Genomic DNA, 18,902 nt, shown 5'->3' on the forward strand with positions numbered 1-18,902 from the left:
CTTCTGCCGTTGCAAGGGGAAGGCGCGGCGCAGCCAAAGGCCGCTCGCCAAGCGCAATCCCGGGGAGCCACCATGCCAATCGCAGGCGACAAAGCTGTCCTTGCCAGTAACATTAGCACGGATGAACACAGGCTTGGCGGACGCCACGGAAGGCAGCCATTTACGCCGAGCTTGCCGATCGAACAGCGGTCGCGCGCGCGAAAGCCCGGTTCATCCCGGAATAGCAGATGCCTGCCGGTCAGTCGCCTGCGAAGTCGCCCGGTGTGCCTTCGTGCGGCGCTTCGTGGGTTGCCCAGTCGGCGGAGCCCGGCGGCGGCTCGGGGGTTCCGGCGGGGCCAGCGCCCTCGCTCTCCTCGCCTTGGCGCAGCCGGTGGAGGTGGACCTTGGCGATCATGTTGGCGCTGATCGGCGCGGTGACGAACAGGAAAACCGAAACCAGCAGCTCATGAGTGGTCCACACACCCTCGGCCAGCTGGAACCACACCACCGATCCGACCAGCATCGCCCCCAACCCCAGCGTCGTCGCCTTGGTCGGGCCATGAAGCCGCTCCATCAGCGAAGGCAGGCGCACCAGACCCCAGCTGCCGATCAGCGCAAAAGCGCCGCCCAGCACCACCAGTGCGCTGACGATCAGATCGGCAGAGGCGGGTGCGGTGCCGCTCATTCGATGATGTCCCCGCGCAGCAGGAACTTGGCGTAAGACACCGTGCCGACAAACCCGACCATCGCCAGCAACAGCGCCGCTTCGAAGGAAGTGCCGCTACCCGAGGCGATGCCGGTGAGCACGATGATCCCGATCACATTGATTACCATCGTATCGAGCGCGAGGATGCGGTCGGCGACCCCCGGCCCCTTGAACAGACGCCATAGGTTCAGTGCTAGCGCCGCTCCCAGCGCAGCAAAACCAAAGGCAAGCGCCCAAGGGAGAATGGGGCCGATCATCGGAAAATCTCCTTCAGCCGCGCCTCATACCGCGCCTTGACCTTGGTGATCTCGCCCGCCGGATCGGGCGCGTGCAGGGCATGGACCAGCAAATACTGGCCGCAAGCCGAGATATCGCTCGAAACCGTGCCCGGCGTCAGGCTGATCGTGCCAGCAAACACGGTAATCGCCTCGGGCGAGGACAGATCGAGCGGGATGGTCAGCCAAGCGGGCTTGAGGTCGCGATTGGGCTTGAACAAGATGATCGCGGCCACGTGGAAATTGGCGACCACGATGTCCCACAGCACAATCCCGAGATAGCCGAGCGCAGGCACAAGCCGCACCGGCGGCCGCTCCGGCCACCACGGCGCGGTGAAGATCGGCACCAGAATGCCGAACACGATCCCGAGGAACAGCGTGCCGAAGGTGAGGTCGCTGACCATCACAACCCACATCACCACCAGCAGCAGGCTGAGGCCGGGATGCGGCAAGAGGCGGTTTGTCATTGTCCCGCCTCCGTCAGCACCGCGCGGGCGCTTTGCGCAGGATCGAGCACCTGCGCGGCGGCGGCATCGGTATAGGCGCTCACCCAACCCGCTCCCGCCGCCAGCGCAGCAAGCAGCGCCAATGCGATGGCAGGCGCGGCGAGGTCGGCACGGGTGGCATAGCCAGCGGGTGCGGTACCCTCGCCAGCCGTCTTCCAGAACACCGCGCTCCCCACCCGCGCGAAGCCGACCACGCCGATAAAGGTCGTCCCGAGGATGGCGCCCCACGCCCAGCCCCAGTCGGGGAGGGCGGCGACGGACTTGAGGATCAGCAGCTTGCCGATGAAGCCAGACAGCGGCGGCAAGCCGGTCGCCGCAATCGCTGCAGCCATGAACAAAAGCGCGATCCCGCCGCGCTGCGCGAAGACTGGGCCGGGACTGGCGTTGTCCCCAAAGGCACCCCGCCGCCGCGCGACAACATCCGCCACCAGAAACAGTGCGGCCGCCGCCAGCGTCGAATGGGCGAGGTAATAGAGGCCCGCACCAAGGCTCTCAGCGCTCCACCCGGCGACCGCGATCAGCAGCGTGCCGGTCGATCCGATCACGGCATAGGCGGCTTGTTCGGACAGACTGCGCGCGACGAACACGCCCGCGAAACCGATGATTGCGCTCACCATCGCGGCGGGCAGCAGATAAGGCGCCGGCACCCACGCCGCCGCGCCTGCGCCCTCGCCAAACACCTGCGGCACCACCCGGATCAGCGAATAGACGCCGACCTTGGTCATGATCGCAAACAGCGCCGCCACCGCTGGGGTCGAGACCGCATAGGTGCGCACCAGCCACAGATGCAGCGGCGCCACCGCCGCCTTCAGCGCAAACACGCTCACCAGCAGCAGCGCGGCGATCCGCAGTAAGCCCTGATCCTCCGGCGGAACCGCGGCTACGCGCAAGCCCATGTCGGCCATGTTGAGCGTGCCGGTCAGCGCGTAGAGCATCCCCAGCGCGATCAGGAACAGGGAGGAACCGACGAGGTTCACCACGACATATTGCACGCCCGCCTTAAGCCGCGCCGGGCCTTGGCCGTGCAGCATCAGGCCGTAGGAGGCGATGAGCAGCACCTCGAAGAACACGAACAGGTTAAACAGGTCGCCGGTCAGGAACGCGCCATTGAGGCCCATCAGCTGGAACTGGAACAGGGCATGGAAATGCCAACCCTTGCGGTCGGCGCCGGTGACCAACGCGTGCAGCAACGCAATCAGCGCAAGGCATGCCGTCAGCACCAGCATCATTGCGGCAAGCCGGTCTGCCACCAGCACGATGCCGAAAGGTGCGGGCCACTCGCCCACCGCATAGGCGAAGATCGTGCCATTGCTCACTTGCATCATCAGCATGATCGCGGTGGCCAGCAAGGCAAAGCACGAGGCCACGGAAACAGTAACGCCCAGCGTCGGCCGCCGCCGCATCACCAGCAGCACGATCGGCGCGGCCAGCGCCGGGATAATGACCGGCAGGATCGGGAGATGATCGGCGAGCGTCACGGGCGCGTGTCCTCCCCGTCTTCGGCGGTGCTGCCAGCCATACCGTCCTGCGCGTCACACGGCACATTGTCGCCATCAACATGATCGCTGCCGGTCTCGAGGAAGCTGCGCAAGCTCAGGATCACCACAAAGGCGGTCATGCCGAAGGTGATGACGATCGCGGTCAACACCAGCGCCTGCGGCAGCGGGTCGGTGTATTGGCTCACCGCCTTGTCCCAGATCGGCGGGCGTCCCACCACCAGCCGCCCGGAAGCGAACAGGAACAGGTTGACCGCATAGGAGATCAGCGTGAGGCCAAGCACCACCTGAAAGGTGCGCGCCCGCAGGGCCAAGTAGATGCCGCCGGCCACCAGCACGCCAATCGCGCTCGCGACGAGGAACTCGTAGCTCATGCGCCGCCCTCCCCGCTCTTGCGTGCGGCGCGGGCCGCACGCTGGGCGATGTGGCTGAGTTGGGCGAGCGCGAGCATGACGGCACCAAACACGGTGAGGAACACCCCGGTATCGAACAGCATCGCGCTCGCCAGTTCGAACTTCCCGATCAGCGGCAGGGTGAAATAGCCGAAGGTCGAGGTCATGAACTTCGCTCCGAACAGAAACGAGCCGAGCCCTGTCGCCATCGCCACCAGCACGCCCCAACCGATCAACTGATGCTCGCCGAACCGCTTGCGCGCGTCGGACCAGTCGAACCCGGCGGCGAGGTATTGGACCAAGAAGGCGATCGCAGCCACCAGCGCAGCGATGAACCCGCCGCCCGGCTGGTTGTGCCCGCGCAGGAACAGGTAGATCGCCACTGTCAGTGTCAGCGGCAAGACAATCCGGCTGGCGGTGACGAGCATCATCGGATGACGCTCGGGCGAATGGGGCATGTCTGCGCGCCACGCCCGCAGCCGCGCGCCCGCCGCGCCGGTGGCGGTGCTTTCCAGCAGCGCGAAGATGCCCAGCCCAGCGATGCCGAGCACGATGATCTCTCCGAGGGTGTCGAAAGCGCGGAAATCGACGAGGATGACGTTGACCACATTGGTCCCGCCTCCGCCCGATTTGGCATTGGCGAGGTGATAGGCCGCAATGCTCGGCCCCGGATCGCGGGTCAGCATCGCCCAGGCGATCCCGCCGACCAGCAGGCCACCTGTGATCGCCAGCGCGCCGTCACGCCATTTGCGCGAGGCGGTCGAGAGCAACGGCGGGCTTTTGGGCAGGAGGTTGAGCGCGAGCAGCAACAGCAGGATCGTCACCACCTCGACCGAAATCTGGGTCAGCGCGAGATCTGGTGCGGAGAACTGCACAAAGGTGAGACTGACCACGAGACCAATGACGCTGACATAGATCAGCACCCGCAGGCGGTTGCGCGAATCGTTCACCACCGCCGCCGTCGCCGCGATCAGCAGCACCCACGCGACGACCGCAACCGGCGTGGCGGGCAGGAGCGCGCGGCCACCGGTCAGCATCCCGCCGCCCGTCCGCGCGCCGTCGATGACCAGCAGCACGATCACGCTGAAGCTCGCCAGCAGCATCCGTTGCAGCGACGGTGTGTGAGTGGCGACGATGGCCTTACGCACCCATTTGTCGGCGAACGCAAAGGCCCGTTCGAAGATGCGCTTCGCATCGGGGAGGCTGGCACGCTCCCATGCGGCAAGTAGGGGCTTATGCTGCCACAGCAGCAGCGCGCCGCCCGCGACCGCGATCAGGCTGAGGATCAGCGCGAGGTTGACCCCGTGCCACAGCGCAAGGTCGAATTCGGGCGCGGGCGCTCCGGTAACGGCGGCGGCCACCGCGCCCACCAGCGGGCCGGCGAGCAGCATTGGGACAAGCCCAAGCAGCACCGCCAGCGTGGTGAGCAAGGCAGGCGCGGCCCACATCCCTGCGCCCGGATCATGCGCACGGGCAAAGGGCTCGGCCTCGCGCGGCCTACCAAAGAACAGATGCGCAGCCAGCCGCAATGAATAGCCGACCGAGCAGGTAGCCCCCAGCGTGGCCAGCACCGGCAGCAGCCACGGCAGGCCCAGCAGCGCGAGCTTGGGCGTTTCGTAGAGCATCAGCTCCTTGGAGATAAACCCACCCAGCGGCGGCAGGCCCGCCATGGAGGCTGCCGCGAGTGTGGCAATCAACGCGGTGATCGGCATCGCCTTCGCCAGCCCGCCCAATCGCCGGATGTCACGCGTGCCGGTCTCGTGCTCAACGATCCCGGCGCTCATGAACAGCGCCGCCTTGAACGCGGCATGGTTGAGGATGTGCAGCACCGCCGCCAGCGCCGCCGCCTCCAGCGAAAAGCCGAGCAGCATCACCAGCATCCCGAGCTGCGAGATGGTGGAATAGGCAAGGATGCTCTTCAGATCATGCCGGAACAGCGCCACCACCGCGCCGAAGATCATCGTGGTCAGGCCCACGCTGGTGACGGTGACGGTGTAGAGATCAGTCCCCGCCAGCACCGGCCACAGCCGCGCCAGCAGGAACACGCCCGCCTTCACCATCGTCGCCGAGTGAAGGTAGGCGCTCACCGGGGTCGGCGCGGCCATCGCGTGGGGGAGCCAGAAGTGGAACGGGAACTGCGCCGACTTGGTGAAGCACCCCAGCAGGATCAGCCCCAGCAGCACCGGGTAGAGCGGCGAAGCGCGAACGATGTCGCCTCGCTCAAGGATCGTCGCAAGGTCGAAGCTCCCGCCAGCCACGCCCAGCAGCACCATGCCCCCGATCAGCGCGAGGCCCCCGCCCCCCGTCACCGCCAGCGCCATGCGCGCGCCTTGGCGCGCCTCCGCCTTGTGCTTCCAGAAGCCGATCAGCAGGAAAGAGGCCAGACTGGTCATCTCCCAGAATACCAGAAGCAGCAGCACATTGCCCGCGATCACTATGCCCAGCATCGCGCCCTGAAACAGCATCAGGCTGGCAAAGAAGCGCCCGGTGGCCTCTCCCGCATAGAGGTAGAAATGCCCGAAGATCACCACCAGCAAGCCGATGCCAAGGATCAATCCGGCGAACATCAACCCCAGCGGATCGACCATCAGCGTCAGATCGAGGCCCAGCGCAGGCACCCACGCCCAGCTGGCCGAGGGCACCTCGCCGCCGAGCACCGGTGGGGTCAGCATTACCAGTAGCGCCAGGCCACCTGCGCTCGCACCCGCTGCGATGCTGGAATGCACCGCACGCCCCCCGCCATGCAGCAGGGCAATGGCCAGCGCAGCCACAAACGGGAGCGCCACCAGTGTCAAAAGCGTCAAGGCAATAGCCATTGGCGGCCCCGGTGGTCCTTTATCATACGAATAGGCGTATCGACGGGGCGATGATCTGCGCCCCTCTCAGGCATAGACGAGGGATTTGCACCAGCACAACCCAAACCGGTCAGCGCTGGCTCTCCCACCGAGGGAGCTAAGGTCAGTCGCCTTCGAACTCCATCAATGCGTTAACCGCAATCCCCGCACTGCGCAGCCGCACCGCACCTCCGAGGTCGGGCAGGTCGATCACGAACAGGGCCTGCTCGACAACCGCCCCCGCCATGCGCAGCAGCTCGGCCGAGGCGAGCGCCGTGCCGCCGGTGGCGATGAGATCATCGACCATCACCACCTTCTGTCCAGGCTCGACTGCGCCAGGGTCCATCTCGAGCCGGTCAGTGCCGTATTCGAGCGCGTAGTCGATGCCGATGGTATGGATCGGGAGCTTGCCGGGCTTGCGGACCGGCACAAAGCCGATGCCGAGCTGCACCGCGACCGCCGCACCGAAGATGAAGCCGCGTGCCTCCATGCCCGCGATCTTGTGCGCGCCCGCCGCATCGGCGAGCTCGGCGAGATGATGCACGCTCGCCGCCATGCCCTGATGATGGCCGATCAGCGTGGTAATATCGCGGAACTGGATGCCGGGATGCGGGAAGTCCGGCACGGTTCGCACCAGCGCCTTGAGCTCTTCGGGAGAGAGATGCGGTGCAACCATAGCGAAAGGCCCCTGTTTCAGCCCCGTAAAAGCAGAGCGCCCCGCCATCCGCAAGGGATGACGGGGCGCTGATGCGTTTCGACGGGGTAGGCTTAGCCCTTCTTCGGCTTCAGCCCGGCCCAGATCTGCTTGTAGCTGAGGAAGGCCAACACCGTCGCGAACAGCAGGAAGCCGATCACGAACCAGCCGGTCTGCTTACGCTCTACCAGCGAAGGCTCGGCGGTCCAGGTCAGGAAGGCCGCCACGTCAGTCGCCATCTGCGGGATGGTCGAGGCCGTGCCGTCAGCGAAGGTCACCTGACCATCAACCGCAAGCGGCGGGGCCATGGCGATGTTCACGTTCGGGAAGTGCTTGTTGAAATAGAGGCCGTCGGGGGTCTCGAAGCCAACCTTGGCAGCCTTGGCCGGATCGGCCTCGCCATAGCCGGTCAGCAACGAATAGACGTAGTTCGAGCCGTCATGACGCGCCTTGGTGATCAGAGAAAGATCAGGCGGGATCGCATTGTTGTTGGCAGCCGCCGCAGCGATGGCGTTGGGGAACGGCATCGGGAAGTAATCGGTCGGCTGGCCTGGACGGGTGGTTGTCTCGCCGGTGGCGGGATCGATGCCCGGAACGGTCCAGCTCGCAGCTTCGGCGTCAACTTCAGCCTCGGTGTAGCCAAGGTCCTGAAGGTTTCGGAAAGCGACGAACTTCAGGCTGTGGCAGGCCGAGCAGACCTCCTTGTAGACCTGATAGCCGCGTTGCAGCTGGGCATAGTCCCACTTGCCGAACGCACCGTCGAACGAGAAGCCGTTCGCCGGGCCTTCACCATGCTCGTAGAAGGCATAGGAAGGCTGCTTTTCCGGCGCCGGGCCGAAGGCGAAGTTGTAGGCACCGGGCGCAAGCGACCAGAGCACCAGAACTAGGGTGATGGCCAGGCCTGCAATGATGCCGCCGAGACGAATAGACATGACTGAACTCTTTCTAGTTGTCGGTTCAGATAGCTTGGGACTGCCCCGGCCGATTACTCGGCCGGTTGCAGCGAACCATCAGTTGCGGTGCCAGCGTCAGTGCCGTCAACCGTTCCGGCACGCGGAGCTTCCGCGGCCTTGTCCTTGCCGAGCACCGCTTCGGTGATCGAGAAGGGCAGCGGCTTGGGCACTTCGATCTGGCTGATGATCGGCAGGATCACCAGGAAGTGCATGAAGTAGTAAGCCGTGAAGATCTGGCTGAGCATGATGTACGGCTCTTCCGCGTGGGCACCGCCCAGGTAGAACAGCGCCGCCATGGTCGGGATCAGGCCGAACCAGAAGAACTTGCGGAACAGCGGGCGATAGTGACCCGAACGCACCGGGCTCTTGTCCAGCCAAGGCAGGATGAACCACACCAGAATCGAGCCGAACATCCCGATCACGCCCAACAGCTTGGCGGGGATCAGCACGATACCGGTGAACGGAATGGTGAGGTCACCGGTGAAGGCACGCAGGATCGCGTAGAACGGGTAGAAGTACCATTCCGGAACAATCAACGCCGGTGTCGAGAGCGGGTTCGCTTCGATGTAGTTATCCGGGTGACCCAGCGCGTTGGGCAGGAAGAACACCATCGTGGTGAACAGGATCATGAACACGCCGAGACCGAAGCCATCCTTCGCCGTGTAGTAGGGGTGGAACGGAACGGTGTCCGATTCCTGCTTCACTTCCACGCCGGTCGGGTTCGAGGACCCGGGAATGTGCAGCGCCCAGATGTGCAGGATCACAACACCGGCAATCACGAAGGGCAGCAGGAAGTGCAGCGAGAAGAAGCGGTTCAGCGCGGCGTTGTCCGGCGCGAAGCCGCCCAGCAGCCACACCTGCAACGGCTCACCCACCAGCGGGATCGCGGTGAACAGACCGGTGATGACCTGCGCGCCCCAGAAGCTCATCTGGCCCCACGGAAGCACGTAGCCCATGAAGGCGGTCGCCATCATCAGCAGGAAGATCACCACGCCCAGCAGCCAGATCATCTCGCGCGGGGCCTTGTAGGACGAATAGAAGAACCCGCGGAAGATGTGCAGGTAGATCACGATGAAGAAGAAGCTCGCGCCGTTGGCGTGGGCGTAACGCAGCATCCAACCATAGTTGACGTTGCGCATGATGTGCTCGACCGTGCCGAACGCGACTGCCTGGTTGGCGGCATAATGCATCGCCAGCACGACGCCGGTGACGATCTGCAACATCAGGCAGAAGCCGGCGAGCACGCCGAAATTCCACATGTAGTTGAGGTTGCGCGGCACCGGATAACCGGCACCTACCGCGTTATAGACGAGCCGCGGAAACGGCAATTTCTCGTCCAGCCACTTGGTGAAAGCGGACTGCGGTTCATACTGCTTGGCCCAGGCGAAACTCATGGCGTTCTCTCGGCTTGATCTGAGTTAAAGAAACAGACGATTATCATTATCGTTCAGATACGAAGGCTCACCCGACGCGGACGACGGTGTCTGACGAAAAACTATATTCCGGCACCTTCAGGTTGAGCGGCGCGGGGCCTTTGCGGATGCGGCCGGCCACGTCGTAGTGCGAACCGTGGCAGGGACAGAAGTACCCGCCGAACTCACCCTTGTTCTCACCTTCGGCCGCGCCCAGCGGCACGCAGCCGAGGTGGGTGCAGACGCCCATGGTGATGAGGATGTCTTCGTGACCTTCCTTGGTGCGCGAAGCAAGCGTCGCGGGGTCACGCATGTCAGCCGCGTCATCCTTCTTGGCGGCGGCGATTTCTTCCGGCGTCAGGCGCTTCACGAACAGCGGCTGCTTGCGGAACGTGGTCTTGATGCTCTGGCCCGGCTGGATCGCGCCGACATCGACATCGGTGCTGCTTGCGGCGAGCACGTCTTCCGACGGTGCCATCTGGCTGATCAGCGGGAACAGCAGCGATGCGCCGCCAACGCCCGCCGTGCTCAGCGCGGCAATGTGGATCCAGTCGCGACGGCGCACGCCGTCATCGGTGCTGAGTGCGCTGGTATCGGCCGTGTTAATAGCCATTTCGTCTTACCCTGCTCGTTCTGCCGCGGCGGGGTAATGGCCCGCGCGGCGTTGTGTTCCACTGCCGGGGCTCGCGCCCCGATTCCATTCCGTCGATTGATCCCTGCTTCGAGCCTAGCAGCGCCTTTGAGCGCACCTCACCCGAAACCTGCGCGGGGCAATTAACGGCAATCCTGCGAGAATCCAACCGTGTTTTAAACAAGCCGCGTTCGCCTGCGTGCAAGCCGGTGTCAGGGCAGCGCGATCATACTGATCTGCCGACCATAATTGGCTTCACCCGCTTGGCTAGAGCGTCTGTGGGAATGGTAACGCGCGACATGGGAGAATGTATCCCGCCCCAGATTCGCAATTTTGCTAAGGCCCGACGCTGCCAACTGCGCCATGATGAAGCCGGGCAGATCGAAATGCCACCGCGGCGTCCCATCGCGCTCCAGAGCGAGGGCGAAGAACGGCTCGGCTTCGACGGCGAAATGCGCGCGGAACGGCGCGTCGACCTCGTAGCTCGGCTGCGCGATGGTCGGCCCGAGCACGGCAGTGATGCGCTCTCGCTGCGCGCCGAGCGCCTCCATCGCGGCCATGGTGTTTTCGAGCACGCCGTCCACCGCCCCGCGCCACCCGGCATGGGCCGCACCGATCACGCCCGCTTGCGCGTCGGCAAACAGGATCGGGCCGCAGTCGGCGGTGACGATCCCGAGCACGATGCCTGGAGTGGCCGTCACCACCGCATCAGCCACCGGACGGCCCGCAGCAGCATCGTCCCAAATTTCGTCCACCACTACGACATCGGGAGAATGCACCTGATGCGGCGCGGCAAGGCGCCCACCGGCACGGATCGCTTCGGCAGCGGCGGCGCGCAGAGCCTGCACCTCCGCTGGATCGCCCGGACCGCCAAAGCCGAACTGGTGCACGCCGCCCGCGCTGCCGAAGAAGCCATGCGGCACGCCGTCGAGCAGGGCGGAGCGTTCGATCTGGAAGCCTATCACCTCAGCCTTCCAGACTGCGGCTGACCTGCTCGAACGTATCGCGCGACAGATTGCCCGCCGCCATGATCCGTTCCAGCTCACCCTTCATCAGCGCCGCCCGGCCCGGCTCAATCCGCCGCCAGCGGCCCAGCGCAGGCACAAAGCGCGCCGCCGTCTGCGGGTTGATCGGATCGAGCGCGAGGATCACATCGGCGACCATCCGATATCCCTCCCCATCGGCCTTGTGGAAGCCCTTGGGATTACCCGCGAAGGCCATGTGGAGAGACCGCACGCGGTTGGGGTTCTTCATGGTGAAGTCCGGATGCTCGGCGAGCTGGCGCACATGCGCGATCACATCGGGGTGAAGCGAGAGCGCCTGCAACGTGAACCACTTGTCCACCACCAGCGCGTTGTCGCGGTACCGGGCGTAGAAATCCGCCAGCTTGGCCTCGCGCTCCGGACCGTCGAGCCCGCAGAGCACCATCAAGGCGCCCTGCCGGTCGGTCATATTGTCCGCCGCGTCATATTGCGCCGCCGCCAGATGCGCTGCCCGCGCCGGGTCGGCAGCGGCGATCAAGCCCAAGGCGATGGTCTTGACCTTGCGCGCGCCGCGTCCTGCCGGATCGTCCAGCGTTACCGCCGAGGCCCGCGCATGAAGCGCGTTCAGTTCATCAGCGAGCGCGGTGCCGATGGCAGCCTTCAGCCCCTCGCGCGCGGTATGGATCGCACCAGGATCAGCCTTGCGGTCGCCGGTCGCCATCACCTCGAACAGATAGGTTTCGGACGGGAGCACCATCAATTCGCCGCGCATTGCGTCGTCGAGCGCATTGTCGGCTAGGCTCGACCGGAACGCGCCGATGATCGCCGCTTCGCCTGCCGCCTGTTCGCCCGCCGCCAGCGACCCGCTCGCCGTTCCGACGAGGTGGCTGACGGCGAGTTCCTGCAAGGCTTCCGAGCGAGCAAAAGGATCATCATCATGCGCGGCGAGGAACACGAGGTCTTCGCGCTGCAAAGCACGCTCGATCACCACCGGAGCGGTGAAGCCGCGGTTGATCGAGACCACCGGATCGGGGCCGGTCAGCGGGAGAGAGAAACTTTGCTCCTCGTCCGTCAGCACAATCAGCTGTTCTTCGCCCAGTGCCCCCTGCCCGCGTGAGTGCACCGCAACCCGCAGGGGGATCGGCATGGGCAGCTTGTCAGGCTGACCCGGCGTGACGGGGACGGTCTGCTTGAGGGTCAGCTTGAGCGTGTCACCCTCGACCGCCTGCGACACAGTGACGCGCGGGGTGCCTGCTTGCGAATACCAGCGCCGGAATTGCGCAAGGTCGATCCCTGCCCCATCCTCGATCGCCTTGATGAAATCTTCGCAGGTCGCGGCCTCGCCATCGTGGCGGTCGAAATAGAGATCGGTGCCCGCGCGGAAGCGTTCGACGCCTACCATCGAGCGCATCATGCGGATGACTTCGGCGCCCTTGTTGTAGACGGTCGCAGTGTAGAAGTTGCTGATCTCGCGGTAGGAGTCCGGGCGGATCGGGTGCGCGAGCGGCCCTGAATCCTCAGGGAATTGGGCGGCGCGAAGGATGCGCACATCCTCGATCCGCTTGACCGCCTCGCCGCGCATATCCTGCGAGAACAGTTGGTCGCGGAGCACGGTGAAGCCTTCCTTGAGGCTCAGCTGGAACCAGTCGCGGCAGGTGATCCGGTTGCCCGACCAATTGTGGAAATACTCATGCGCGATCACGCCTTCGACCGCGTCGAAATCGGCATCCGTCGCGGTGTCGGGGTCGGCCAGCACGTATTTGGTGTTGAAGACGTTGAGCCCCTTGTTCTCCATCGCCCCCATGTTGAAGTCGGAGACGGCGACGATGTTGTAGAGGTCGAGGTCATATTCGCGCCCGAACACGTCTTCGTCCCATTTCATCGACCGGTGGAGCGATTCCAGCGCGTGGTCGGTGCGGGTGAGATCTTCAGCCCGGACCCAGACATTGCACTCGACTTCACGGCCCGAGACCGTGACGAAGGGCTTGGAGTTCGCCACCAAATCGCCAGCCACCAACGCGAAGAGGTAGGACGGCTTGGGCCAGGGATCGTGCCACTCGGCCCAGTGGGTGCCGTCCCCGTTCTCGCCCGCATTGGTGCGGTTACCATTGCACAGCAGGATCGGGAACAGGTTGGCATCGCCCTCCATCCGCACCGCATAGGTCGAGAGCACATCGGGCCGGTCGGGGAAGAAGGTGATGCGGCGGAAGCCTTCCGATTCGCATTGGGTGCACAGCATCCCGTTCGACGCATAGAGCCCCATCAGCTGGGTGTTGGCGCTGGGATCGATCCGGGTGACAATGGTGACGCTGTGTGCTTCGCCCGGCAGGGTCACGATCAGATCGGGGCCGTCCATCCGCCACTCAGCCGGGGCGCCGTCGACAGTTACGCTTTGCGCTGTCAGGCTGTCGCCGTTGAGACAAAGCTCGCGGCTTGCTGCGGCAGCGGGGTTGCGTTCGACCTGCAGGGTCGCGGTTACGGTGGTCGCCTCCAGCCCCAGGCGGAAGTCGAGCTGCGTGGTCGGCACCAGCCACGGAAACGGCTGGTAATCCTCGCGCCGGATGACCGGCGGCTCGTGCGGGGTGGGGGCAGCGTCGGCGAGTTCGGGGTTGCCGTCGGGGGTGATGGGGGTGGTTGCGATGTCCATGAGCGCCGATTTAGGTTGATTCGCGCGAGCGTCCAATCTTTAGGTTGGCCCATGGCGCATTTGCTGATCTTCGGACTGGGCTACACGGCGGGACGCATTGCCGAAGCGATGCGGACGCGCGGCTGGCACGTAACTGCCACCGGCAGCGCGGGCGCTATCGCCTTTAGCGACCGGGCGGCCGTGCAGAAGGCGCTGGGCGAGGCGACGCACATCCTCTCCTCCGTCCCGCCCGACCGAGCCAGCGGCGGCGATCCGGTGCTAGATGTCTATGGCGAGGCTCTGGAGGGGCGGGAACTGTTCTACCTCTCGTCCACCGGCGTCTATGGCGACCGCGCCGGCGCGTGGGTCGACGAGGCGACGCCCACTATCGCGCAATCGGGAGAGGGCCGCAGGAACGCGCGAGCCGACGCTGATCTGGCATGGCTCGCCATGGGTGCGCGGGTGTTCCGCCTGCCAGGGATTTATGGGCCGGGGCGCAGCGCGCTCGACCGGGTGCGAGAGGGCAAGGCGCGGCGGATCGACCTGCCGGATCAGGTGTTCAGCCGTGTCCATGTTGACGACATCGTCAGCGGCGTGGTTGCCGCCCTGACGCAGGGTTCGCCCGCAGGGGCCTACAACCTCGGCGATGATCTGCCGTGCAGCGGTAACGAGGTCACCGAACACGCCTGCCGCCTGCTCGGGCTTGAGCCGCCGCCGTTGGAGACGCTGGAGGAAGCGAACCTCTCCGAAATGGCGCGCGGATTCTACATGGAGAACCGCCGGGTCGCCAATGGCAAGGCCAAGCGGGTGCTGGGGTGGCAACCGCGCTATCCGACCTTTGTGGAAGGACTCGCCGCTCTCCTCTAATGAATCATGGCGACCCGCAGGCGTTGCAGGTTTCACGCAGAGTCGCGGAGAAGAAAAGGAAGACGCGGAGGAAGTGCACCCTGCGCCGCAGGCCCAACCCATGCAAGGCCTGACCGGATATAGCGAGCCTTCGGCTCGACGCAGTATCTCTGCGTCTCCCCTGTTTCTCTGCGTCTCTGCGTGAACCCCTTACTTCTTCTTCTGCTTAGAGCGCAGCGCCAAGCCCATCCCCAGCAACGCCAGCCCCATGCCGCCTGCCGACAGCGCATCCCACTCGAACCCCTCGAACAGGGTCGACAGCCCCATCGCCACGCACACCGTCACGATCCCGTTATAGGCCGTGCGTCCCGCGCCGATCTCGCGCACCAGATTGTAGTGCAGCGGGAAGGTCACCACCGAACCGATGATCGCGAGGTACGCCGTCCCCGCCCAGAACTGCCACGCGCTTGGCACCTGCGGCGGGCCGACCGTCACCAGCGCATAGACCAGATCGAAGGCGGTGCCATAGACCATCGCCCAGGCGAGAAAGCTCACCATCGGCACGCCGCGCCCGGTGGGGTTGGCCTGCACCACATTGGCAATAGAGGCCGCCAGCATCCCGCCAATCGCCAGCACAATCCCGAGGCCCACATTGCCCCCCAAAGGCGCCGCGTTCCATTCGTGCACCAGCAGCATCCCCACGCCCGCAATCGCCACGAGGCTCCCGCCGATGAAGCCGCCCTGCACCTTCTCGCCGATGAACACCTTGGCGAAGATCGCGTTCGGGACCATCAGCAGCGCAAACATCACCGCGACAATGCCCGACGTGATGTGGCTTTCCGCATGGTAGACCAACAGGAAGTTGCCGCTGAACTGCGCAATGCCGACACCCAGCGCCAACATATGCTCGGGCCGGTTCAGCTTCAGCCGATTGCCCATTACCACCGCCAGCACGAACAGCGCCGGGGTGGCCAGCATGAAGCGGTAGAACACGCCCCATGCCGCAGGCACATCGCTGATCTGGCCAGTGATGACGAACCAGGTTGAACCCCAGATCGTGCCGGTCAGCATGAAGGGGATCAGCACCTTGGGGCTGAGCATGGACGGCGCGGAGACTTCGCTCATAGCGCGGCGATGGCCTTGCCCAGCGCCTGCGCGTCCTCAGGCCGGGTGTTCCACGCGGTGACGAAGCGCGCAGAGTTTGCGCCCCAATCGTAGAAGGCGAAGTCCTGCGCCCGCAGCGCCGCGCGCTCGGCTTCGGTCAGGTGCACGAACAGCTCGTTCGCTTCGACGGGGTGGAGCAGCCGGTCGGCGCAGCCCGCCGCAACCTCCTGCGCCGCCGCATTGGCGTGGGCGGCGTTGGCGAGCCACAACCCGTCATCCAGCATCGCGAGGATCTGCGCAGCGAGATAGCGGCCCTTGCATTGCAGGTGCCCGGCGCGCTTGCGGCGGTAGCGCACTTGGCTAGCGGCTTCGGGATCGAACAGCACCACGGCCTCGGCTCCCATCCCGCCGTTCTTGATGAAGCCGAAGGCGAGACTATCGACCGGACCGCTCGCCGCGCGAGCCGCTGCGTCGGGCGAACCGCCGAGATGCGCGGCCGCATTGGCGAAGCGTGCACCGTCCATATGCAGGCCGAGCCGGCGCTCCTTGGCGAAAGCTCCCAGCGCTGCGAGTTCTGCTGGAGAATAGGCGCGGCCATATTCGCTGGCCTGCGTGATCGCGATGGCGTGGGGCTGCACCTGATGGACATCATTGCGGATCGGGTCGATCACCGCCACGACGCTCTCAGGCGTCAGCTTTGCGCCCTCGCCATCGGCGTGCATCAGCTTCGCGCCGTGGAGGAAGAACCCCGGCGCGCCGCCTTCGTCGACCTCGATATGCGCCTCGCGGTGACACACCACCCCGCCATGGGGCGCGCACATCGTGGCAAGCGCCAGACAATTCGCCGCCGTCCCCGTAGCCACCCACAACGCTGCGCATTCGCGCCCGAACAGCGCGGTAAACGCTGCGTCGAGCTCAGCCGAGAGCGCGTCCCCATCGTATGGGTTGTCCGGTTCATCGGCCTTGCGCATCGCCTCCCACAGCCGGGGGTGGACGGGCGCGGCGTTGTCGGACAGGAAGGGTTTGAACGGGAAGGTTTGGGCTGGGGTCATGGATTGTCGCCTCTAACCGCCAGCGCAGCCATTACAAGCAGGAGTAACGTGAGTGAGCGAGGAACCGACAAAGCTGACAATCACCCACCACGTGGCGGGTCAAGGCGGACGCTATGTCGCGGTGGTCGAAGGCGCTTCGGATGAAGGCTATCTGGAATGGGAACCGGGCGGGGAGCGTGACGGCGTGGAGATCCGCATCGCCGCCCACACCATCGTGCCGCGGGTGATCGGCGGACGCGGCGTTGCGGGTGCGCTGGTGGACCGGTTGGTCGAGGATGCGCAGCGGCAGGGCTTCCTGATCCGCCCCGATTGCTCCTACGTCGCCAAGAAGTTCTCGGAAAACTCCGAGTGGGGCTCGCTCAAGGCCTGATTCTGAGGGGCCTGATCCAACCGCGAGAAATCAGTCGAAGCGATGGTTTCCAGCACGCTCGCCCGCAAGGCCCGGGCTTCGGCCAGCGGCACGCCCTGCATCGTGAAAGTCCCTCCGGCCAGCCCGAGATGCACCGTGGCATAGCCGCGCAGACGGGCAATTGGCCCCTGTGCGATTTCGACTGAATGGAGCTTCAGCCGGGTCGCGATCTGGCGGGTCGGCGAAAAGAACCCGTGGCTGGCATAGACCTGCGAGGCGTCGATCGCGTGGCGGCGGAACTCCCAGGCATACAGGTTCGCGCCCGCTGCCAGCACCGCTGCCCCGAGCGGCACAAGGAACAGCCCGAAAGGCGCGAAGATCGCGACCGGGATCGCCGCCAGCACGAACACCGCCGAGCCGAAGACCACAGTGTCGGTGCGCTGGCGCGTGCTGGCGCGGTGCCACTGCGTGCTGTCATCCGGCAGGCGGAAGCCCGCTGCGCTGACGATGGGCGCGATCTCTTCCATCTTGGCGAAGGGCGCGACAATGTGGCTCTCGCCTTCCGCGTCCTGAGCGAGGCTGACGAAGCTTAGGCCGTGCCAGCCGAAGCGGTAGCGCACCAGACCGGTGCCGATTACCAGCCCCTGCACCCGGTGCGCGGGCATCACCACATCGGTGCGGGTGAGCAGCCCGCGCTGTCGCCGGAACCCCCGCGCCGAACGGGTCAGGGTAAAGCCCCAGTCGCGCAACACGGTGCGCACCACGCCGGTCGCCATGCCGATCACGACCAGCCCCAGCAGCCCGGCAATCGCCGCCGCTGCCTGCACAAACAGGCCAAGACTCGCCACCGTGCTGCCCTGCTCGGTCAGCCAGCCGCGCCACAGATCGACATTCCACACGTCGATATCCGAAACGTTGTCGACATATTGCAGCGCGCCGCCAAGGACCGCGAACACTGCGAGCGAGAATTCGAACAGGCCAAAGGTCAACAGGCGCGCGGGCGTGAGAGCATAGAGCACTTCGCCAGCGTCAGGCTCGCTGCGAACCGGCGCTTGAGGGTCGGCGACGCTGACCGCTGCCTCGTCATCACGCCGCTCGCGCACCAGCTGGCGCAAATCCTCGCCTTGGGCATCGGTGAGGTATTGCAGCGCAAGGTCATCGGCCCCGCCTGCCCCGGTCTCGAACTTGACCGCCACCAGCCCGAACAGGCGCGGCAGCGGCTTGGCTTCGAGGCTGACATCCTGAATGCGCTCATAGGGCACCGATCGCGCCGAGCGGCTGAACAGGCCGCTTTCGACCCGGATGTCGGTTTCACCAATGGTGTAGGTCAGTCGCCGCCAGTGGGCATAGCTGAAGGCGGTGCCGATCACGACCGACACCAGACCGACGCCGAGCGCGAGCAGGAACCGCCCGTCGCCGCCAATGCCTGAAAAGGCAATCGCGATCGCCGGAAATATCGCGCTGCGAAGGCTGCCGATTGCGCCGAGGATGACGCTGATCGGCGCAGTGCGCTGCGGCTCGCTCATACCGTCTCGCGGCGGATATGGGCGCGGATCTCCTCCCGCATCTCGCGCGCCAGCTCCTCGCCGAGGCCGGGGAGCGACACGCTGGCATTGTGATTGCCCGCGGTGTGGAGCGTCAGCGTGGCGATGCCGAAGAACCGGTCGAGCGGGCCTTGATGCACGTCGATATGTTGCACCCGCCCGAACGGCACCACCGTGTCCGACCGGAACAGCAATCCGCGCACCACCCGCAGCCGGTCAGCGCTGATCTGGTAGCCGCGCGCATTGTAGCGGGTCGCCGGCACGCGAATGATCAGCGCCAGCGCGATCACCAATACTGTCCCGGCGATGATACCCTGCGGGATCAGCGCGAGATCGCGGATCGCCGCTTCAGCCACCAGCGCGCCAATCAGGAACGGGATCGCGGTCAGCGTGGTGCGCAGCCGCAGCGCATGGGCGTAACCGGGGTGCAGTTTGGTCAGCTCCCCTTCGTCGTCGAGCGGGTGACCGGCAGGCGTGTTGGCGGGCGTGTGATCCATGGTGCATTAGTGGCGCAATACAG

18 protein-coding genes are annotated in these 18,902 nt (G+C 65.4%); 2 read left to right on the top strand and 16 right to left on the bottom strand.

Going from position 1 to position 18,902, the window contains the following annotated elements; genetic code table 11:
* Positions 1-238 precede the first annotated feature (238 nt).
* The 12 genes from GRI59_RS02225 to pepN form a co-directional block, all read right to left on the bottom strand.
* A complete protein-coding gene (locus GRI59_RS02225; RefSeq protein WP_160759564.1) occupies positions 239-664 on the bottom strand; it encodes a Na+/H+ antiporter subunit G in 426 nt (141 codons plus the stop codon).
* Positions 661-942 carry a K+/H+ antiporter subunit F gene (locus GRI59_RS02230; RefSeq protein ID WP_160759565.1) on the bottom strand — a complete coding sequence of 94 codons (282 nt, stop codon included), beginning with the start codon at positions 940-942 and terminating at the stop codon, positions 661-663. The genes GRI59_RS02225 and GRI59_RS02230 overlap by 4 nt, the downstream gene beginning before the upstream one ends.
* Positions 939-1,427 carry a Na+/H+ antiporter subunit E gene (locus GRI59_RS02235; RefSeq protein ID WP_160759566.1) on the bottom strand — a complete coding sequence of 163 codons (489 nt, stop codon included), beginning with the start codon at positions 1,425-1,427 and terminating at the stop codon, positions 939-941. Before GRI59_RS02235 ends, GRI59_RS02230 begins: the two co-directional genes overlap by 4 nt.
* Positions 1,424-2,944, bottom strand: a complete 1,521-nt coding sequence (locus GRI59_RS02240; protein ID WP_160759567.1) for a monovalent cation/H+ antiporter subunit D — start codon at positions 2,942-2,944, stop codon at positions 1,424-1,426. The genes GRI59_RS02235 and GRI59_RS02240 overlap by 4 nt, the downstream gene beginning before the upstream one ends.
* Complete coding sequence (locus GRI59_RS02245; RefSeq protein ID WP_160759568.1) at positions 2,941-3,336, bottom strand: Na+/H+ antiporter subunit C; 396 nt, start codon at positions 3,334-3,336, stop codon at positions 2,941-2,943. The genes GRI59_RS02240 and GRI59_RS02245 overlap by 4 nt, the downstream gene beginning before the upstream one ends.
* Positions 3,333-6,170 carry a monovalent cation/H+ antiporter subunit A gene (locus GRI59_RS02250; RefSeq protein WP_160759569.1) on the bottom strand — a complete coding sequence of 946 codons (2,838 nt, stop codon included), beginning with the start codon at positions 6,168-6,170 and terminating at the stop codon, positions 3,333-3,335. The genes GRI59_RS02245 and GRI59_RS02250 overlap by 4 nt, the downstream gene beginning before the upstream one ends.
* Positions 6,171-6,312: 142 nt before the next feature.
* Positions 6,313-6,864: an adenine phosphoribosyltransferase gene (locus tag GRI59_RS02255; RefSeq protein WP_160759570.1), complete on the bottom strand. Its 552-nt coding sequence runs from the start codon at positions 6,862-6,864 to the stop codon at positions 6,313-6,315.
* Between the two features lie 92 nt (positions 6,865-6,956).
* Entirely contained in the window at positions 6,957-7,814 is an 858-nt protein-coding gene (locus GRI59_RS02260) for a cytochrome c1 (RefSeq protein ID WP_160759571.1), read from the bottom strand.
* A 53-nt stretch (positions 7,815-7,867) separates the two neighbouring features.
* On the bottom strand, positions 7,868-9,229 hold the full coding sequence (locus GRI59_RS02265) for a cytochrome b (protein ID WP_160759572.1): 1,362 nt from the start codon (positions 9,227-9,229) through the stop codon (positions 7,868-7,870).
* A gap of 67 nt (positions 9,230-9,296) precedes the next feature.
* A complete protein-coding gene (gene petA, locus GRI59_RS02270) occupies positions 9,297-9,860 on the bottom strand; it encodes a ubiquinol-cytochrome c reductase iron-sulfur subunit (RefSeq protein ID WP_160759573.1) in 564 nt (187 codons plus the stop codon).
* Between the two features lie 230 nt (positions 9,861-10,090).
* Positions 10,091-10,843, bottom strand: a complete 753-nt coding sequence (gene pgeF, locus GRI59_RS02275) for a peptidoglycan editing factor PgeF (RefSeq protein ID WP_160759574.1) — start codon at positions 10,841-10,843, stop codon at positions 10,091-10,093.
* Between the two features lies 1 nt (position 10,844).
* Positions 10,845-13,508, bottom strand: a complete 2,664-nt coding sequence (pepN, locus tag GRI59_RS02280) for an aminopeptidase N (protein ID WP_160759575.1) — start codon at positions 13,506-13,508, stop codon at positions 10,845-10,847.
* 51 nt (positions 13,509-13,559) lie between these two features.
* Here pepN and GRI59_RS02285 point away from each other — a divergent pair, with 51 nt between their 5' ends.
* Positions 13,560-14,354, top strand: a complete 795-nt coding sequence (locus GRI59_RS02285) for a Rossmann-fold NAD(P)-binding domain-containing protein (protein ID WP_160759576.1) — start codon at positions 13,560-13,562, stop codon at positions 14,352-14,354.
* 189 nt (positions 14,355-14,543) lie between these two features.
* Here GRI59_RS02285 and GRI59_RS02290 read toward each other — a convergent pair whose 3' ends face one another.
* Both GRI59_RS02290 and GRI59_RS02295 read right to left on the bottom strand, forming a co-directional pair.
* A complete protein-coding gene (locus tag GRI59_RS02290) occupies positions 14,544-15,458 on the bottom strand; it encodes a DMT family transporter (RefSeq protein ID WP_183363532.1) in 915 nt (304 codons plus the stop codon).
* Positions 15,455-16,489, bottom strand: coding sequence for a threonine aldolase family protein (locus GRI59_RS02295; RefSeq protein WP_160759577.1), 1,035 nt, complete (start codon positions 16,487-16,489; stop codon positions 15,455-15,457). The genes GRI59_RS02290 and GRI59_RS02295 overlap by 4 nt, the downstream gene beginning before the upstream one ends.
* Before the next feature lie 52 nt (positions 16,490-16,541).
* On the opposite strand from GRI59_RS02295, the gene GRI59_RS02300 reads away from it, so the two are divergent.
* Positions 16,542-16,859: an N-acetyltransferase gene (locus GRI59_RS02300; RefSeq protein WP_160759578.1), complete on the top strand. Its 318-nt coding sequence runs from the start codon at positions 16,542-16,544 to the stop codon at positions 16,857-16,859.
* Here GRI59_RS02300 and GRI59_RS02305 read toward each other — a convergent pair.
* Both GRI59_RS02305 and GRI59_RS02310 read right to left on the bottom strand, forming a co-directional pair.
* A complete protein-coding gene (locus GRI59_RS02305; protein WP_160759579.1) occupies positions 16,805-18,364 on the bottom strand; it encodes a PH domain-containing protein in 1,560 nt (519 codons plus the stop codon). The genes GRI59_RS02300 and GRI59_RS02305 overlap by 55 nt on opposite strands.
* A complete protein-coding gene (locus GRI59_RS02310; RefSeq protein WP_160759580.1) occupies positions 18,361-18,879 on the bottom strand; it encodes a PH domain-containing protein in 519 nt (172 codons plus the stop codon). The genes GRI59_RS02305 and GRI59_RS02310 overlap by 4 nt, the downstream gene beginning before the upstream one ends.
* Positions 18,880-18,902 lie beyond the last annotated feature (23 nt).

The organism is Erythrobacter ramosus, from assembly GCF_009828055.1.
Lineage (GTDB): Bacteria > Pseudomonadota > Alphaproteobacteria > Sphingomonadales > Sphingomonadaceae > Erythrobacter > Erythrobacter ramosus.

Coding starts and splice junctions, on each gene's coding strand:
- GRI59_RS02310 (WP_160759580.1), bottom strand. CDS start 18,879: ATGGATCACACGCCCGCCAACACGCCTGCCGGTCACCCGCTCGACGAC.
- GRI59_RS02285 (WP_160759576.1), top strand. CDS start 13,560: ATGGCGCATTTGCTGATCTTCGGACTGGGCTACACGGCGGGACGCATT.
- GRI59_RS02250 (WP_160759569.1), bottom strand. CDS start 6,170: ATGGCTATTGCCTTGACGCTTTTGACACTGGTGGCGCTCCCGTTTGTG.
- GRI59_RS02245 (WP_160759568.1), bottom strand. CDS start 3,336: ATGAGCTACGAGTTCCTCGTCGCGAGCGCGATTGGCGTGCTGGTGGCC.
- petA (WP_160759573.1), bottom strand. CDS start 9,860: ATGGCTATTAACACGGCCGATACCAGCGCACTCAGCACCGATGACGGC.
- GRI59_RS02265 (WP_160759572.1), bottom strand. CDS start 9,229: ATGAGTTTCGCCTGGGCCAAGCAGTATGAACCGCAGTCCGCTTTCACC.
- GRI59_RS02290 (WP_183363532.1), bottom strand. CDS start 15,458: ATGAGCGAAGTCTCCGCGCCGTCCATGCTCAGCCCCAAGGTGCTGATC.
- GRI59_RS02255 (WP_160759570.1), bottom strand. CDS start 6,864: ATGGTTGCACCGCATCTCTCTCCCGAAGAGCTCAAGGCGCTGGTGCGA.
- pepN (WP_160759575.1), bottom strand. CDS start 13,508: ATGGACATCGCAACCACCCCCATCACCCCCGACGGCAACCCCGAACTC.
- GRI59_RS02305 (WP_160759579.1), bottom strand. CDS start 18,364: ATGAGCGAGCCGCAGCGCACTGCGCCGATCAGCGTCATCCTCGGCGCA.
- GRI59_RS02235 (WP_160759566.1), bottom strand. CDS start 1,427: ATGACAAACCGCCTCTTGCCGCATCCCGGCCTCAGCCTGCTGCTGGTG.
- GRI59_RS02260 (WP_160759571.1), bottom strand. CDS start 7,814: ATGTCTATTCGTCTCGGCGGCATCATTGCAGGCCTGGCCATCACCCTA.
- GRI59_RS02295 (WP_160759577.1), bottom strand. CDS start 16,489: ATGACCCCAGCCCAAACCTTCCCGTTCAAACCCTTCCTGTCCGACAAC.
- GRI59_RS02225 (WP_160759564.1), bottom strand. CDS start 664: ATGAGCGGCACCGCACCCGCCTCTGCCGATCTGATCGTCAGCGCACTG.
- GRI59_RS02230 (WP_160759565.1), bottom strand. CDS start 942: ATGATCGGCCCCATTCTCCCTTGGGCGCTTGCCTTTGGTTTTGCTGCG.